18 protein-coding genes are annotated in these 14900 nt (G+C 44.3%); 6 read left to right on the top strand and 12 right to left on the bottom strand.

Annotated elements, in window-relative coordinates; all coding sequences use genetic code 11:
* Window positions 1-106: 106 nt before the first annotated feature.
* Window positions 107-802 (bottom strand): tRNA (N6-threonylcarbamoyladenosine(37)-N6)-methyltransferase TrmO, encoded by a 696-nt coding sequence (tsaA, locus tag FKN16_RS17320; RefSeq protein ID WP_170903214.1) that lies wholly within the window; start codon window positions 800-802, stop codon window positions 107-109.
* A gap of 123 nt (window positions 803-925) precedes the next feature.
* On the opposite strand from tsaA, the gene FKN16_RS17315 reads away from it, so the two are divergent.
* The 3 genes from FKN16_RS17315 to FKN16_RS17305 all read left to right on the top strand — a co-directional run bounded on the left by FKN16_RS17315 (window position 926) and on the right by FKN16_RS17305 (window position 3132).
* Window positions 926-1186 carry a type B 50S ribosomal protein L31 gene (locus tag FKN16_RS17315; protein WP_012841491.1) on the top strand — a complete coding sequence of 87 codons (261 nt, stop codon included), beginning with the start codon at window positions 926-928 and terminating at the stop codon, window positions 1184-1186.
* Window positions 1187-1189: 3 nt separating this feature from the next.
* The gene (gene ykgO / locus FKN16_RS17310; protein ID WP_009844388.1) at window positions 1190-1315 is read left to right on the top strand and encodes a type B 50S ribosomal protein L36; all 126 of its coding nucleotides are present in this window, start codon (window positions 1190-1192) and stop codon (window positions 1313-1315) included.
* Window positions 1316-1545: 230 nt separating this feature from the next.
* On the top strand, window positions 1546-3132 hold the full coding sequence (locus FKN16_RS17305; protein ID WP_006742541.1) for an AbgT family transporter: 1587 nt from the start codon (window positions 1546-1548) through the stop codon (window positions 3130-3132).
* Between the two features lie 106 nt (window positions 3133-3238).
* On the opposite strand, the gene FKN16_RS17300 is transcribed toward FKN16_RS17305, so the two are convergent.
* From FKN16_RS17300 to FKN16_RS17265, 8 genes are all read right to left on the bottom strand, one after another.
* On the bottom strand, window positions 3239-4312 hold the full coding sequence (locus tag FKN16_RS17300; RefSeq protein ID WP_170903212.1) for a hypothetical protein: 1074 nt from the start codon (window positions 4310-4312) through the stop codon (window positions 3239-3241).
* Window positions 4309-5421 carry an ATP-grasp domain-containing protein gene (locus tag FKN16_RS17295; protein WP_104970860.1) on the bottom strand — a complete coding sequence of 371 codons (1113 nt, stop codon included), beginning with the start codon at window positions 5419-5421 and terminating at the stop codon, window positions 4309-4311. The genes FKN16_RS17300 and FKN16_RS17295 overlap by 4 nt, the downstream gene beginning before the upstream one ends.
* Window positions 5409-6677: a F390 synthetase-related protein gene (locus FKN16_RS17290; protein ID WP_170903210.1), complete on the bottom strand. Its 1269-nt coding sequence runs from the start codon at window positions 6675-6677 to the stop codon at window positions 5409-5411. The genes FKN16_RS17295 and FKN16_RS17290 overlap by 13 nt, the downstream gene beginning before the upstream one ends.
* Window positions 6665-7528, bottom strand: coding sequence for an MBL fold metallo-hydrolase (locus tag FKN16_RS17285; protein ID WP_012841494.1), 864 nt, complete (start codon window positions 7526-7528; stop codon window positions 6665-6667). The genes FKN16_RS17290 and FKN16_RS17285 overlap by 13 nt, the downstream gene beginning before the upstream one ends.
* Complete coding sequence (locus tag FKN16_RS17280; protein WP_170903208.1) at window positions 7497-8483, bottom strand: NAD(P)-dependent oxidoreductase; 987 nt, start codon at window positions 8481-8483, stop codon at window positions 7497-7499. The genes FKN16_RS17285 and FKN16_RS17280 overlap by 32 nt, the downstream gene beginning before the upstream one ends.
* Window positions 8480-9469 (bottom strand): ketoacyl-ACP synthase III, encoded by a 990-nt coding sequence (locus FKN16_RS17275; RefSeq protein ID WP_170903206.1) that lies wholly within the window; start codon window positions 9467-9469, stop codon window positions 8480-8482. Before FKN16_RS17275 ends, FKN16_RS17280 begins: the two co-directional genes overlap by 4 nt.
* Window positions 9470-9663: 194 nt before the next feature.
* The gene (locus FKN16_RS17270; RefSeq protein WP_005380310.1) at window positions 9664-10113 is read right to left on the bottom strand and encodes a YaiI/YqxD family protein; all 450 of its coding nucleotides are present in this window, start codon (window positions 10111-10113) and stop codon (window positions 9664-9666) included.
* Window positions 10110-10403, bottom strand: a complete 294-nt coding sequence (locus tag FKN16_RS17265) for a hypothetical protein (protein WP_012841496.1) — start codon at window positions 10401-10403, stop codon at window positions 10110-10112. Before FKN16_RS17265 ends, FKN16_RS17270 begins: the two co-directional genes overlap by 4 nt.
* 933 nt (window positions 10404-11336) lie before the next feature.
* Between FKN16_RS17265 and FKN16_RS17260 the strand changes: the two genes are divergently transcribed.
* Complete coding sequence (locus FKN16_RS17260) at window positions 11337-11822, top strand: GNAT family N-acetyltransferase (RefSeq protein WP_170903321.1); 486 nt, start codon at window positions 11337-11339, stop codon at window positions 11820-11822.
* On the opposite strand, the gene FKN16_RS17255 is transcribed toward FKN16_RS17260, so the two are convergent.
* On the bottom strand, window positions 11782-12081 hold the full coding sequence (locus FKN16_RS17255; RefSeq protein WP_012841498.1) for a DUF3301 domain-containing protein: 300 nt from the start codon (window positions 12079-12081) through the stop codon (window positions 11782-11784). The two genes, FKN16_RS17260 and FKN16_RS17255, sit on opposite strands and share 41 nt — an antisense overlap.
* A gap of 13 nt (window positions 12082-12094) precedes the next feature.
* Window positions 12095-13132, bottom strand: a complete 1038-nt coding sequence (locus FKN16_RS17250) for a DUF3549 family protein (RefSeq protein WP_170903204.1) — start codon at window positions 13130-13132, stop codon at window positions 12095-12097.
* Between the two features lie 76 nt (window positions 13133-13208).
* On the opposite strand from FKN16_RS17250, the gene FKN16_RS17245 reads away from it, so the two are divergent.
* On the top strand, window positions 13209-13523 hold the full coding sequence (locus FKN16_RS17245) for a YqcC family protein (protein WP_005391784.1): 315 nt from the start codon (window positions 13209-13211) through the stop codon (window positions 13521-13523).
* 4 nt (window positions 13524-13527) lie between these two features.
* Window positions 13528-14298, top strand: coding sequence for a tRNA pseudouridine(65) synthase TruC (gene truC / locus FKN16_RS17240; protein ID WP_170903202.1), 771 nt, complete (start codon window positions 13528-13530; stop codon window positions 14296-14298).
* Between the two features lie 131 nt (window positions 14299-14429).
* Here truC and FKN16_RS17235 read toward each other — a convergent pair whose 3' ends face one another.
* The gene (locus tag FKN16_RS17235; RefSeq protein WP_005380322.1) at window positions 14430-14813 is read right to left on the bottom strand and encodes a DUF3461 family protein; all 384 of its coding nucleotides are present in this window, start codon (window positions 14811-14813) and stop codon (window positions 14430-14432) included.
* Window positions 14814-14900: the final 87 nt, after the last annotated feature.

The raw sequence follows: 14900 nt of genomic DNA, 5'->3' as shown, positions 1-14900 counted from the left end.
TTATCCGTTTATTTAAGTTAGATACTCAAGCTTGAATAAGCTGGAGTATGGGAGTTCCCGAAAGGGAAATTTATTAGCCGTCTATAATATCAGCCAATTGCGTTTGTCAAAAGCTTTCAATAGCGGTAACCGTTATTAAGTTGCTTGTTGCTGTGAACTTTACGTTCAAGTCGAACAAATTTACCGCATATTCTTTGTCGTCCGGCTTGCTTTTCTTGTATGCAGGACGAGGATCTTGTGCCAGAACTTGTTCAATGACTGATCTTACATAGTCAGTATCGGATCGATTTTCTATCGTTGCTAATGCTTGAGCAGAAAAGGTGACTTGTGACTTTTCTGGTTCTTGGTCTGCGTATCCGCCTTGTGCTTCCGAAATAGAATCCGAATAGGGGATATAAGGCTTAATATCTACAATCGGTGTCCCATCAACGAGATCAACGCTGCCTAAATCAAGATAGATTTGATCGCCTTGCTTAGTGACTCCTTTCACTTCAACGGCTGACATTCCGATTCCGTTTGGGCGGAAAGTCGAGCGTGAGGCAAAGACACCTATTCGTTCATTGCCGCCTAGTCGTGGCGGACGGACGGTTGGCTTCCAACCTGCTTCCAAATTCTGATCAAACAAAAATAACAGCCAAACGTGAGAGAACTGTTCTAGCCCGCGTACTGCTTCAGGGCTATTCGCTGCACCTAACAGTTTTACGCGTGCTTTCGCAGTTGGTACTAAGCGAGGCTGGCGCGGTACTGCAAACTTTTCTTTGTACGGTGTCTCAATGACACCGATGGGTTCAATGGAATACATGGTGGACATCTTTAAGAATTCATTGAGATGAAAAGTATCACAAATTTCTCTTGCTTTTCTTGTTGATAATGATTATTAATTATAACGTTATAACATAACATTTTAATTGAGAGGAAAAGTATTATGAAACCAGGAATCCACCCTGAATATCGTCCAGTGGTGTTCCACGACACCAGCGTAGATGAATACTTCGTTGTTGGTTCTACGTTGAAAACAGAGAGAACCATCGAATGGAAAGATGGCAAAACCTACCCTTATTTTACGTTAGATGTGTCGTCAGCATCCCATCCGTACTACACCGGTAAACAGCGAGTGGTTCAAACAGAAGGTCGTATTGCGAACTTCAACCGTCGTTTTGGTCAATTTAAGAGCGAAAAGGAATAAATCATGAAGGTAGTGAAATCATTAAAAAGTGCAAAAAGTCGTCATCCGGATTGCCAGATCGTAAAACGAAGAGGGCGTCTATATGTCATTTGTAAGGCGAATCCGAGGTTTAAAGCAGTGCAGAAGTAATCGTTCTGCATATTTCTGGCTTACGGTTTTGTTTAATTGATAATTTTGACTTAACTGTTTTACATGGATGAAATGTCTACATTTTTGTTTATTATTGGTTATAAAACTCTCTAATGGTCACAGTTTGTAACATTTAGGGCTTTTCTTTAACCTTCTACTCAAGTACCCTTCGCTCGCTTTTTTGACATTTTTGTCACATTTGCACAGGAATAAAAACAAGGAGGGAACAGATGAGTTCATCTGATTCAATTAAACAAAACTCGCCTAAGAAGCCGCTGTTTACGCGCTTTTTGGATACTGTCGAATATTTGGGGAACTTATTACCTCACCCGATCACACTATTTGCCATTTTCTGTTTAGCCATTCTGGTGATGTCGGGCATTGCAGGATACTTCGAAGTTTCCGTTGTGGACCCTCGTCCTGAGGGCGCAAAAGGTCGTGCCGCAGATGGCATGATTCATGTCGTCAGCTTACTTAACGCTGATGGACTCGAACTTATCGTTACTAACTTAGTGAAAAACTTTGTTGGCTTTGCGCCTTTAGGCACGGTTTTGGTTGCGATGTTGGGTGTTGCTATTGCTGAGTACTCTGGTTTGCTATCTGCAGCTATGCGTGGCTTGGTCATGGGCGCATCTCAACGCATGGTAACAGTGACTGTTGTTTTCGCTGGTATCATTTCAAATACGGCATCAGAGCTGGGGTATGTGGTACTTATTCCACTGGCAGCAATGCTGTTCCATTCTCTAGGTCGTCACCCACTTGCAGGCCTCGCTGCGGCATTCGCTGGTGTATCCGGTGGTTATTCAGCAAACCTACTTATCGGTACGGTTGACCCGCTACTGTCAGGTATTACTGAAACTGCAGCGCAAATGATTGACCCAACTTACACTGTTGGTCCAGAAGTTAACTGGTACTTCATGTTTGTTTCGACGTTCTTCATTGCAATCACTGGTGCGTTTGTTACTGAAAAAATTGTTGAGCCAAAGCTTGGCAAATACAGTGAAGAAGAAGCCTCAGAAGATTTGTCGAACGACAAAATGGGCGGCTTGACAGACATTGAGAAGAAAGGTCTAAAACTAGCAGGTGTTGCTGTACTGGTTGTTTCCGCGTTGCTTGCTTGGACGGTTGTTCCAGCTGACGGCATCTTACGTTCTGATGCAGGTACAATTGCAGGTTCTCCATTCCTGAAAAGTATCGTGGCATTCATCTTTGTGTTCTTTGCTATCCCAGGCTTTGTGTTTGGTAAAGTTGTTGGCACGATGAAGACGGATCGCGATGTAATTGATGCAATGGCGAAATCTATGTCTTCTATGGGCATGTACATTGTATTAGTTTTCTTTGCGGCTCAGTTCGTTGCTTTCTTTAAATGGACTAACTTCGGTCAGGTATTCGCGGTTGCTGGCGCTAGCTTCTTGCAAGAAATTGGCTTAACTGGCCCAATGTTGTTCTTTGCCTTCATCCTCATGTGTGGCTTTATCAACCTAATGATTGGTTCGGCATCGGCACAGTGGGCAGTGACGGCACCGATTTTTGTTCCTATGTTGATGCTTGTTGGTTATGCACCGGAAACGATTCAGGCTGCTTACCGAATTGGTGACTCGACGACAAACATTATTACTCCAATGATGAGCTACTTTGGTTTGATCCTAGCGGTAGCAACTCGTTACATGAAGAACTTAGGTATCGGTACGCTGATCGCGACCATGCTACCTTACTCAATCTGCTTCATTGTCGGTTGGAGTGTGTTGTTCTATCTATGGGTATTCGTATTTGGTTTACCAGTAGGCCCTGGCGCAGCAACATACTACACACCGTAAAAAACGGTTACCTCACACAGCTCCATTAAAAAAAGCCTGCGAACGTCGCAGGCTTTTTTATCGATTGAGACTGTGCACGCAGGCTTGCCTGATTATAGATGTCGATTTATAGCTGAAAACGCATCAACAAAGGGCGATAAAAGTGCTGAGTGAGCCAGCACAAGCTTTGCCAAATTATGCGTTTGTACCAAGGTAAGTGCGCAATATAAACATAGCTAAATTCAATTTCTGGCCGGGCTTTTCGGTTGCGTTTAAAAGCTGGAGCCCCTGAGCTCATATTAAAGCGACGCTGGCATATCATTGCGTGGCGGATGGTATAAGCAGATATTCTTCTATACAGCGCAAAACTCTGCGGCTTATTGGTATCGTAGCCAAAAATTGGGCAAGTCATGTCGTTATCAATTTCTACTATGCCTAACGTAGCCAGCATCTCTCCTTGATAAAATAGTCCCACTAAATGCACTAAGTTATTCTGGCTAGCCTGCTTTAAATATTGGGTTGAAAACTGGATGTTATTCCGGCTGTATTTATCAAGGTAAAGCATGTCATATAACACTTTGGCGCGCTGAAACTCTTCATCAGTAGCCAGTGGCTTAAACTGCCAATCTTTATCATTAAACAGCTTGAAGTCTTTCGTTAAATCTCGGTTGAAGCTGAATGCTTGCCAATCCTCAAGTAAATACACTTGTCGTGTTACCAAGCTTTGCCATTGTTGCTGTTCTAATCGCTGAATTAAGTGTGAGTGCTGAAGTTGGTTGAGGGAGCGAAGCACCAAGGGAAAGGTGGGGTATTGATCGAGTGCCATGCGACGCAGTTCATCAAGGTTTAAGGATTCCCATTGTTCGCTATACATATTGGAGGACAAGCACTGATTGTTGAGTGTTTGGACTTGATCCAATCCAGCCAATGATAAGATTGGTTTAGTCATATTAATAAGTAGCTTACATACCCATCGAACAGCCACATTTTTGACTTTGTGAAGCTCTTCTTCGGCGTAGCCACTAAGCAGTGTCATAGGGGACACGGCATAACAGTTGTTTGGTATTTTTGGTGTTACGGAGTAGGGAATGGCAACATCATCGATATAGTAGCAACCAAAGCTTGCTGTGCATTCATCAATAGGATTCGACTGCATAAGAGTGATAAAGGTTTGATGCCATTCTTGAGAGGAAAGTGTCATGATCGCAACGCTTCTCCATTCCACTCAATATCAACAGTAGAAGCGGCACTCCACTTTGCCTTGTTCTGCCTAGCTAACCGGAGTAATTCAAACACACTCCGGATTTGGCTCCCGACCGGTAAGTTATGCTGTTGCATCACATTCACTCCAGACCACCAATCTTGCCAAGTTCGAGCCTTGAACAGGGATAACCCACCTTCAGCGATGAGTGTTATTGGCCCTAAATGATGCAATCGCTGTTTGGAAGGACTGGTAAACTCCATATAAGGAAGCAGTTGATTGCATCGAGACGAGAGTAGGTGCAAACCACTGGTGGCTCTTGGGTTACATTCAATCACGTAGAGTTCATCTTGTGATTTGATGAAGTCAAACGACACTTGCCCATGATAAGTATGACGTTTACCAAAAGCTGCGATAAATGTATCTAGTCGTTCGCATGAGAGTGGCTGAAAAGCACTGGCGGCCGAGCCGTTTACACAGTATTTTGGCACATAAGCTTGGTGTGCTTTAAGGTCACCATGTTCAAAAATCGCATAGTTACACACCGGAGTCCCATGGATTTTTTGTTGCTGAACCCAAGGGAAAAGGGGTGATATCGTGGCGGCAGAAATAGACTGAGTTGTCACATCTCTTATTACTTGCCCGCCAAACCGAGAGTAAACTGGCTTTAGAACGGTTCTCTTATTAATTTCAATCTCACTTTTATCAGCGACCAAACGAGTTTTTGGAAGTGTAATTTCTGGCAAGCCTTTAAGTTGTTCAAAGACGGTCAACTTGTTGTGTAGGGCATTGAGCAGCGCCACATCGGGAAGAAAAAAATCTACTTCTGGACATTGTTTGGCAACATGAGCCAAGTAATACACTTCTTCACAAGTGGGTATCACCATATCAATACGCATCTGAGTAATGATTTTTAGGATCTGCTGTTGATAGGTGGGAAACGCAAATCGAGGTGAAGCGGTGGGTATATAAGACTCGATGCCTCGCAAAAATGATCCCAGAGGCTTTTTTAGCGAATCGGTGAGAATTACTTCATGGCCATGATGCATACACATGGTTGCCCACTCTAGTGCAACTGGTGCTCGGGCTCCGGTGATTAAGACCCGCATATGTTCACCACACGTCGTTGTTTATTCATTGGCGTCCAAATAGGCGCAGGGCGGTAACTAAATCTGACAGGATCAAGCCGTAATTGGTCAAACAACTTTATCAAGGCTTGATGTATTACCCTATGGTGGTGAACATCCGCTTCAATTTGAATGGTTTGTGACCCTGTTTGGGTGATTCGGTAATCCACGCGACCTTGGGCAGATAGTGTTATAGCGCGGTAGATGAGATCTGGTAACACCGTCACTGGGACGTGGTTTGAGTTTAGCGTGAGGCGATCACCACATCGTCCGGCAATTGCGCCAAGAGGTTCAAATACGCCATTATCCTGTTTATTCTCAATAATATCGTCGAGCTGATAACGAATAATTGGCTGAGTTTTACGACGAAAATCGGTAATGATTGGGCTGTAATGAGTACGTTCGGTATTCAGCCAATGTTTTTCGATGTAAACAACATCTTGATTCCAGCGCATTTGTCCATGCTGATCAGTACATGCAAGAAAACCTTCAGTACATTGATAGACTTCATGGAGTTCGCTGTCGAACCGTTGAGAAATATAGTGACGGTCACTCTCGGTTAGAACCTCTGCCCCAGAAATGATCCGCTGTGGTTGAATTGCGGGTTGACCAAATTGACCGCTGAACTGGGCGCAGAGCTGAAGAGCTTGCGCACTACCAACCAAAAGCGTGGGTTGGAACTCATCCAGCTCTTTTATCCATTCTTGGTAAGGTTTGGTTAAATCGGCATAAAAGAATGTGACAGGCCCTTTCGCGACGGATTTATACAGTGGGCTGTTGGCTCGCAAGGCTAGTGCAATTCGGTGCTTTTGCCATAGGTTGGGCAAAAGGCGAGCCAATATATTGCCGGCCCACAGTTGTGTTTCCTGCTTGTCAGCAAGAAACAGCCCGCGCATGCCTGATGTGCCCGAAGAAAGCCCAACCGTAACATCACCAACTTTCGAAGCGGCAAAGTTGCGTGACTGCTCTGCTTTGAGTGCCTGCTGCATTAACTGTTCAGCATCTAAGCCCTTCGTATTTAACTCTGAAAGGTTCTCCATCATGGTTTGCTTATTCATGATAGGGAAATCACTGAGTGGTGCACCTTGAAAAGAGCGGTAATACGGTGAATGACGGCATACCCAATCCAAGTGTTGCGTTAAGTGTTGTTGCTGCCATGTTTCGACTTGTTCCCTTGAGCCGAAAGGGCGGTAGCGGGTTCGCCAGAATTCTGAGATAAGCGTTCTCACTTCATCCATCCTTCTTTGATTAGCTGCTGGATAGTTTCCTGACAGTGTGAAGGTACGAAGCGAACAACGTGGTGGGTTCGTTGGTAGCAACTTCTCAACTCGGAGAGGGTGTTTTTATAGGCTTTTGTGTCATCGCAAAGCATGTTCGCCAGCCAATGCTGATCGATATTTTCACTCAAGCTCTCGATTAACCAGCATGCATCGGCGAGTAAGAACAGCCAACTTTGGTCTCTTTTAACCAGCAAGCCCACTTGGCCAGCTGCATGGCCTGGCAAGCTAACCATATAAATAAGTCCATCGTCGAACATGTCTTTACAGAGCAAGTTAACCCCTTGGCACTGAGGAAGAATTTGGCTGATTGGCACAGAAAAATCACCATGAATGATGAAGTTAGATTCAAGCTGTGGAGGGAGTAGAGCTTTTAGGTAGCCTTTTCTTACGCCTCCAATTCGACCACTTTTAGTAATTGCATCCACCCCTTTTTGTTGACAATGCAATTGAGAGTGGGAAAACTCAGACACGGCAGCAATGTGATCGGCATGGAAGTGGGAGAGCACTAAATGCTCAATATCATGAGGTTTGAGATTTTCTTTTGCCAACTGCGCAACAATCCCATGTTCTTGTTGATAGCGGCAAGGTGTTGTCCAAGCATAAAAACGTTCAGGGAAGGGACGAGTCGCGCTAAAAAAATGCTCGTGATATCCCGTATCAAACAGGATGTTGCCTTGTGTCGGGTGCTGAATTAACGCAACGGCTGCAGGAAATGCTCTAGGCTTGATACCAGAGCCTGGTTTGACAACAAAGCCTGGGTGTACGCAGTGTCCAGCCTCAAAGATTTTTATTTTTAGACCAGTTTGCATACTGCTGTATTCCTTCTTGAATTGAAAAAAGCGGTTGGTAATTCAGGTTTTTTATCGCCTTGCTGATATCCAGAGTTTGATGATAGTTAAACAATCCTGCGCTGTATGAAGTGAGCCTTGGCTCTGGCTGATGTGGTAAGCGCCTTCGTATTTGCTCACTGAGCTTTAATAATGGTGATACCACACCGTATGGTAATGATTGTAACGTTACTTTTAGGTTCAACCCCACACATAAAGCTTGTAGAACAGTCTCAATTGGCATTGGTTCGTTGTTGGAAATATTGAAGACATCACCATGCTGAAGCCGGTCTGCCTGAGTGCAAGCGAGCATCGCCGCATGGGCAACGTTGTCGACATAAGTTAGATCAACCACTGGGTTTCTACCCGATGGCAGAAGCAGAGTGTTGTTTTTGATCGCCTTAAGCACTCTTGGGATAATCGCGCGATCGTTGGGGCCAAAAATGCCACGCGGTCTTAAAATGATCGCTTTGCTTTGGCCTTTTACGGCTTCAAGTTCAGATAGGTATTTGGTGTGTGCGTAATCATTACACCAGTGTGAAGCAATGGCGTCGGTTTCTCGAATATTCCAACGGTCTTGATGGTCAAAATAGACGCTGGTGGAGGAAATATGGATAAAGCGCGAGATTTGATGCGAATTAGCCGCACTGACGAGGTTTTTGGTGGCATCTACATTGGCTTGATAAAACGCTTCCCACTTGCCCCATGGGCTTGAGAGAGCGGCACAATGGATGATTGCATCCATGCCTTGGCATACCGCATGAACAGCAGAGTGGTCTCTCAAATCGACTAAATGTGGGATTACATCGAATTGCTCAGCGAGTTGTTTGGCGATGACTGTATTTCGTGCTGTAAAATGCAGTTCATGTTGCTGGTGAAACATTCTTAGAATTGCGCTACCCAACATCCCACTGCCGCCAGTGACTAATATTTTCATAGTTTTAGCACTCCCATCCCTAGTGACAACCCTGCGGCGGTGCCAGCTAATAACACATGTTTTCCTGCTGTTTCTGGCTGATTACGCAGCCAGTGTAAGTTAATTGGGAGTGAGGCGGCGACTTGGTTTCCCAAAGTCGAAAAGTGATTAACGGTTTTCTCGGTTGGTAACCCGGTGAGTGATGGCAGTTTTTTTAACCCGTGCGCACTGGCTTGATGCGGAAGAAAATAATCAATATCGCTGAGTGTTACCGGAGAGGCGTCAAAGCCTTTTTTTAGAAACGCCGGTAAGGTTTTACGCACATGTTTAAAGAGTGCTTTGCCCTCCATCTCAAACTGGCAGCTTTTTAAATAAGCTTGATGCTCTGAGGTGTGAGGGTTGACATGACTACCTCCGCCCTTAATTTGACAAAATGAATACCCGGTATGATGCGTTTCAAAGTGACTGGTGAGTAATCCATCACCGTTTTGTTCTTCGAGCAAAAACGCGGCGGCACCGTCGGCGAATAAGGTTGCAACTTCTGGTTTGAGCGTAAAATTTCGATTCAGTGTGATGCCAGTGGCGAGCTCACTGGTAACAATGAGAATCCGACGGTATCGTTTTGCGAAGAATAGACTCTGAGCAAGATCAAGCGCAGAAAGAAATGATAAACAGGTGCTGTTCAAATCAAAACTTTCTAGCCATGTTGGAGCGTCTAACGCGGCGAGAACCGCTGAGGCGTCGTAGGGCAGAGACTGGTGGTGAGTGCCACTGGCGTAGATAAGGAGATCAACGGAGCTCAGGGTATGTATGTTTCCTAAACACTGCTTTATCGCCTGCACCGCCATGTAAATAGCGGTCTCTTTTGTATTGGCTACATGACGATATTCAACGTCGAATTTATTTCGGCAGGTCCCTGGCGCCAATTTTAGGAAGCGATCCATCTCTCGATCTGACCATTGATTCGTTGGCAGGTAGCTTCCACTAGAAACGATGTTAAAGCCCATTATTCTCTATACATTTATTAAAAACGTCGTTCAAAATAAACCACGTTGCATATTGAAGCTATGGCGAGCGAGATGAAAAATAAACAGAACAAAACAAATGGGAGTAAGAGCACGCTTTGGGTGCAATGCTGAAAATGAATTTTCAGGAATGAGCCAGGCTTTGATTTGCTGGCTCAATATGAATAGAGTGAGGATTACTTCTTAAATTTAGCCAAAATACGATCTAAATGGTTCGCAAATTCGCGACGATCGGTTTGGGAAAGCGCAGCGGGACCACCAGTCTGAATTCCGCTTGAACGCATGGTTTCCATGAAGTCGCGGATATTTAGACGTGCTTTGATGGTGTCTTTCGTATAAAGCTCGCCACGTGAACTGAGGGCTTGAGCACCTTTAGAGATGACCTCATCTGCAAGCGGAATGTCTGATGTGATCACCAAATCGTTGGCCTCCACACGCTTAACGATTTCGTTGTCAGCGATGTCAAATCCAGCTGGAACTTGCAGCGAGTGGATGTTGTCTCTTTTGGGCACCGGGACAACGTGGTTGGCGACAAACGTACATTCAATCCCCGTGCGTTCGGCGGCACGCACAATGGTTTCGCGGATGACTTTCGGACATGCGTCTGCATCTACCCATAACTTCATGATGACTTCTCACTTAGCTTGGCTTCTAGCTCTTCAATGCGAGCGACTAGTTTTTTCACCGTGCTTTCTAGCGCTGCAAGACGATCATTATCGGTATGCGCTTGCGCTGCGACTTCAACCTTGGGAACACGCTGAGCGCTTTTCCAACTTTTTATTGCGGTGATTAATGCAGGCATTGGGACGGGCGTTTTCAAGCGTGCTTTCACTAACGCTACGGTTGGTTCTTTTCCTTGTTGTTGCAGTTGTTCCATTACCGCTTCTAATTCTTTAGTAACGTCTTGAGTTAACATTTTTAATCCTTAACAACGATATATCTATCATCATACGTTGAGTCCCCTAATTTGGCGAATAGCAATTTGGAATGTGTGGTGTGAGAGATCTCTTACATGGGTTGTGAGAGAAAACGATTTCGTGAGCGGAAAAATAGAAATTACAAACATCAAGTTATTGATAAATAATGATTTAACAACTATTTAACCAATGTGGCGTATAAATATTTATCTAGGGTAGATTGTCAATTTTTAGGAAAGGCGTAAATTGAGAGTTGTCAGCAGGAAGCAGACATGGAACAGGAAAGCACCAAGGATTTGGTTATCGTCAGGAAGACGATTTGGTTGGTCAGGATGATTAATCAAGCATGGAGCGTAGGACATTGTAAGGACACTATCATCAATAGGATGTTGATGACTAAGGATAGACAATGGACCCCTCTAGGATAGAGGTTATGGATAGCGTCAGGAAGATGCAAGGGACACCGCTCAAGGAACAAGTGATGTGTGCTAACGGGGAATGTTAGCTATCAGGATGATAAGGACACCGCTAGGACGGCGACGTAAGGAATAAGCTGACGGAATCAGCCACTATTATGGATGATGCATGGAGCACTTTTAGTAGCCGGACTGCTGCGAGTAAGACCATGACCCCGATACTTATGTGTCGGGGTCTTTCTTATATAAAAAGATACCTAGTCGTTCTCGTTGAATTAAGCACCTCGAGGTGACTTGGGTATATCAATATCACAAAATTTATAAATTCCTAATAACACTTAATAAAAAACAATCCAGATCAATATCCTTTCCAATCAGTTGGTTTAACTTTCGGCTTCTCTACAAGGTGTTATGCCCCGCAGTTATTGAGCATATTCAAGCTCATCAGTTTGCGATCTGCGGATAAATAAAGTTTGTTGTAATCAAGGAACAGATGTGGCCATAGTAACCAGAAGAATGCTTCTTCTACCCTACAATGAGTCGTTGCAACTAGAGTTCGTCATGCTGAATTGCTGTGCGAAAAACCGTGCTGAAATGAACGGTCCGTATACTGTCGCGTCTGCCAAACAGATGTTTGAGAAAATACTGGATGATGAAAATATTTATAGTATGGCGGTGCTAGAAAGCACCAGTCGTGACTATATGGGGCACGTGTTCATTTCCCATCTTGATTCCGAGCCTGAGTTAGGGTTTATTTTTGATAAATCTTATTGGGGTAAAGGGTTAGCGACAGAAGCTCTAAAAGCATTTTTCCCCAAGGCGTGCCGTGAGCAGGGGCTACATAAGGTTAAAGCTAACGTGAATAGCAACCATCAAGCTTCTATGGCGGTGCTGAAAAAACTGGGATTTGTTGAAACAAAAGAAAGTAAGGATCTATATGGCCCTTACTTTGAAATGGAGTTTACAAGCGATGCGGTGGTAGGTGAAAGTTCTGCGGCCTGAAACCGACCATGGTTAACTCCCCTTGGTAGCAATCGTCACCAAGAGATGAAAACTCAAATTGATACACCGTATGCCAACGCCAGACTCCGTCTGGCGTTTTTAGTTTATGGGCACCAAAGGCGATGCTGATTAATTGGAGATCCAATTGCTCACATTTACGCGTGATTGCCACTTTTGCGAGTTCGGCTTGACGACGTTGTTGCCAAAACAGATAACAGAAAAAGCATAGCCCTAAAATTGCTAAAAGATCACCAATCATCCCTGAACCTTTATTATCCCTTTGTTGCTTGTTGTAAGCTTACTAGCGCGTTTGCTAGTTCTTCAGATGGATTTGAATGTAGCAAGGGCAATAGCACCATTCTTAACTCTGGTAGCATCACTAAATCGGCAAATAACTGATTAAATAGGGCTTGATTACCGGTTTGAGCTAAACGCAGCAAAAACTGTTCTGCTACCTTTTCATTGGCTAGTAAGTGCCAAGCTCGGCCAGCCACGCCAATCAGTACTTCCTGATGGCTTAAACGAGAGCTTTGTAATATCGCTTCTAACACTGGAGAGGCAATGGCTGTTGGTGCGCCAGCCAAAGCTCGGATAAGCGCTGAAAGTAGGAAGAGATCAGGCTCGCTACTTGCGATTTCTTGTTGTGCTTTTTCGGCGATACGCTCAGCTAAACGCTCTTGTAACTCTACATGCTCAAGCGCACCCAATAGAGCATAAAGTGGTTCATTCGGTAGGTGGTTCAACGCTTTGCGTATCATTACCCCGTTTTGCTCTTTGTCCAAACGAGCGGCCATGTCGGTGATTCCTTGCAGACCTACGGTTTGCCAATTATCCCAGCCTAAACCACCTGAAAAGTAATGCTGAGTGTGCTCATAATATTGGCTGGTAGGAAGATCGAGGTTCGCGCGGACCTGGCTATGAAACACGGCCATTTTGTCTTCGGAAGGTTTGAACGTATATGGGTTATTAGACAGCTTTTGCTGTTGCTCTTCAGAGATATCATCATTGAGGCGTGTTCCCATGGCTTCCACTACGTATTTAATGAAATTGCCGATATCTGATTGCTTTAACAAACCGCGCTCGTCCAATTCAAACTTTAGAAACCAAATCCAAGGTTGCTTTTGTTCATTCCAATAAGCGATGGCAAGGTGTGCTTTACGCTGCATTGGGAATGGGTACGGTGCTTGACCTTTTTCTACATCGGCAAACTCTTTCTTAGCGATGGTTTTGATACGACGACCAAGATCGAAGATTTGATAATCACAGCGGCTGTTGTTCAACAGTTGAGTGAGGGTTTGAATGTTTTCCATTAAATACGACGTCCTAACGTTCTTTTCACAAGAAATGGTATCATTCTCGGCTAATTCAAGGTTCGAGATAGAATTAATGGTAACAAATACTCAATTGGTCGACTTACTTCACCAACTTGAAACGCAGCTTAAAGAACATAAGTTGTGGCAACACACTAGGCCTTCAGAGCAAGCCTTACAAAGCGTGGAGCCATTTGCGATTGATACGTTGCATCCTCATGAGTGGTTGCAGTGGATCTTTATAGACAGAATGCACGTGCTAGTGGAAAACAACCAACCATTGCCAAGAGGGTTTTCTCTCGAGCCCTATTTTTCAGAAGCGTGGAAGCAGGAACCGCAGTTCGCAGAGCTGCTTGTTACAATCCGAACCATTGACGAACTGTGTAAGTAAACGAATGCTAGAACAAGAAATAGCGCGATCTTCAGCACCAGTTGAGCTGGAGATCGTTTATCAGGATGAATATTTTGTAGCGGTCAACAAGCCTGCAGGCATGTTAGTGCATCGCAGTTGGTTAGATAAACACGAAACTCAGTTTGTCATGCAAACTTTGCGCGACCAAATTGGTCAGCATGTGTTCCCATTGCATCGTCTGGATCGTCCAACATCTGGTGTGCTCGTGTTTGCGTTGTCGAGTGAAGTCGCATCACAAGTCATGCCGATGTTTGCTGAACATAAAATGGAAAAGACATACCACGCGATAGTACGCGGTTGGATTGAGGAAGAGGGCGTCTTGGATTACGCGCTCAAAGTCGAGTTAGACAAGATTGCGGATAAGTTCGCTTCACAAGAAAAAGAAGCGCAAGAAGCGGTGACGGAATATAAACCGTTGGCTAAAGTGGAAGTTCCCTATTCGACGGGGAAATTTCCTACAACGCGTTATTGCTTAGTTGAGATGAAACCTAAAACGGGGCGTAAGCACCAACTTCGTCGTCATATGGCACATCTACGCCATCCGATCGTGGGTGATACAACGCACGGGGATGGAAAGCACAACAAGCTGTATCGCACAGAGTTTGATTCTCATCGTTTGCTACTGCATGCTTCAGAGTTACGGTTCGTCCATCCATTTACCGATCAAGAGATTGTCATGACGGCCAATATTGATGAAACTTGGCTGCAATTGTTTACTCGATTTGAGTGGGATGAACCGATGATCAACCGATAATCGGCGCAGTTAGATCTAGATAATGATTGAGTACAAATAAAAAGGGTTAGCATCAATGCTAACCCTTTTTTGTATAGAGAAAACCCCCAGCTAGGCTGGGGGTTCCGTTTTAATATTTAAGACTTAACGTTTTACTTTAGTTTTTCGAGATCTGCTTCGATCTCTGCGATCTTGCTCGAAACAACTTTTTCTAAATGACGAAGGTCTGAGAGAATTTTCTCTTTGACATCAACCTCAGGTTGTTTCGTTGGCTTAGTGATTTTATTCAGTTCATCAATGACCAATGTGAGGTTACGGTTGATTTCCGTTACTTCTTTATATTTGTGACTGCCACTGTCCACAAGAACATTTTTGATTTGGCGCGGGTATTTGAATTTAACGCTTTTGGCGAACAGCTCGCCTTTTTGCTTGTGGAAATAGATCTTGAGCACGTCTTTGTGTGCTTCTTGGCGTAGGGAATAACGTTCAATCTGCTTAGGGTCGTGAATACCCAAACCAGTGAGGTGGGGATACATAGGCTACCTCTATTACATCGAATTGATATTGATATAACTGTAGCAGCCTATGTATGAGCTAGATAGCTGATATTTAGCCAAAATGCT

The sequence above is a fragment of the Vibrio sp. 11-4(1) genome (assembly GCF_013048625.1).
GTDB lineage: Bacteria > Pseudomonadota > Gammaproteobacteria > Enterobacterales > Vibrionaceae > Vibrio > Vibrio diabolicus.
Note: the sequence above shows the minus strand (reverse complement) of the source record. Positions and strands in the feature narration are given on the sequence as shown.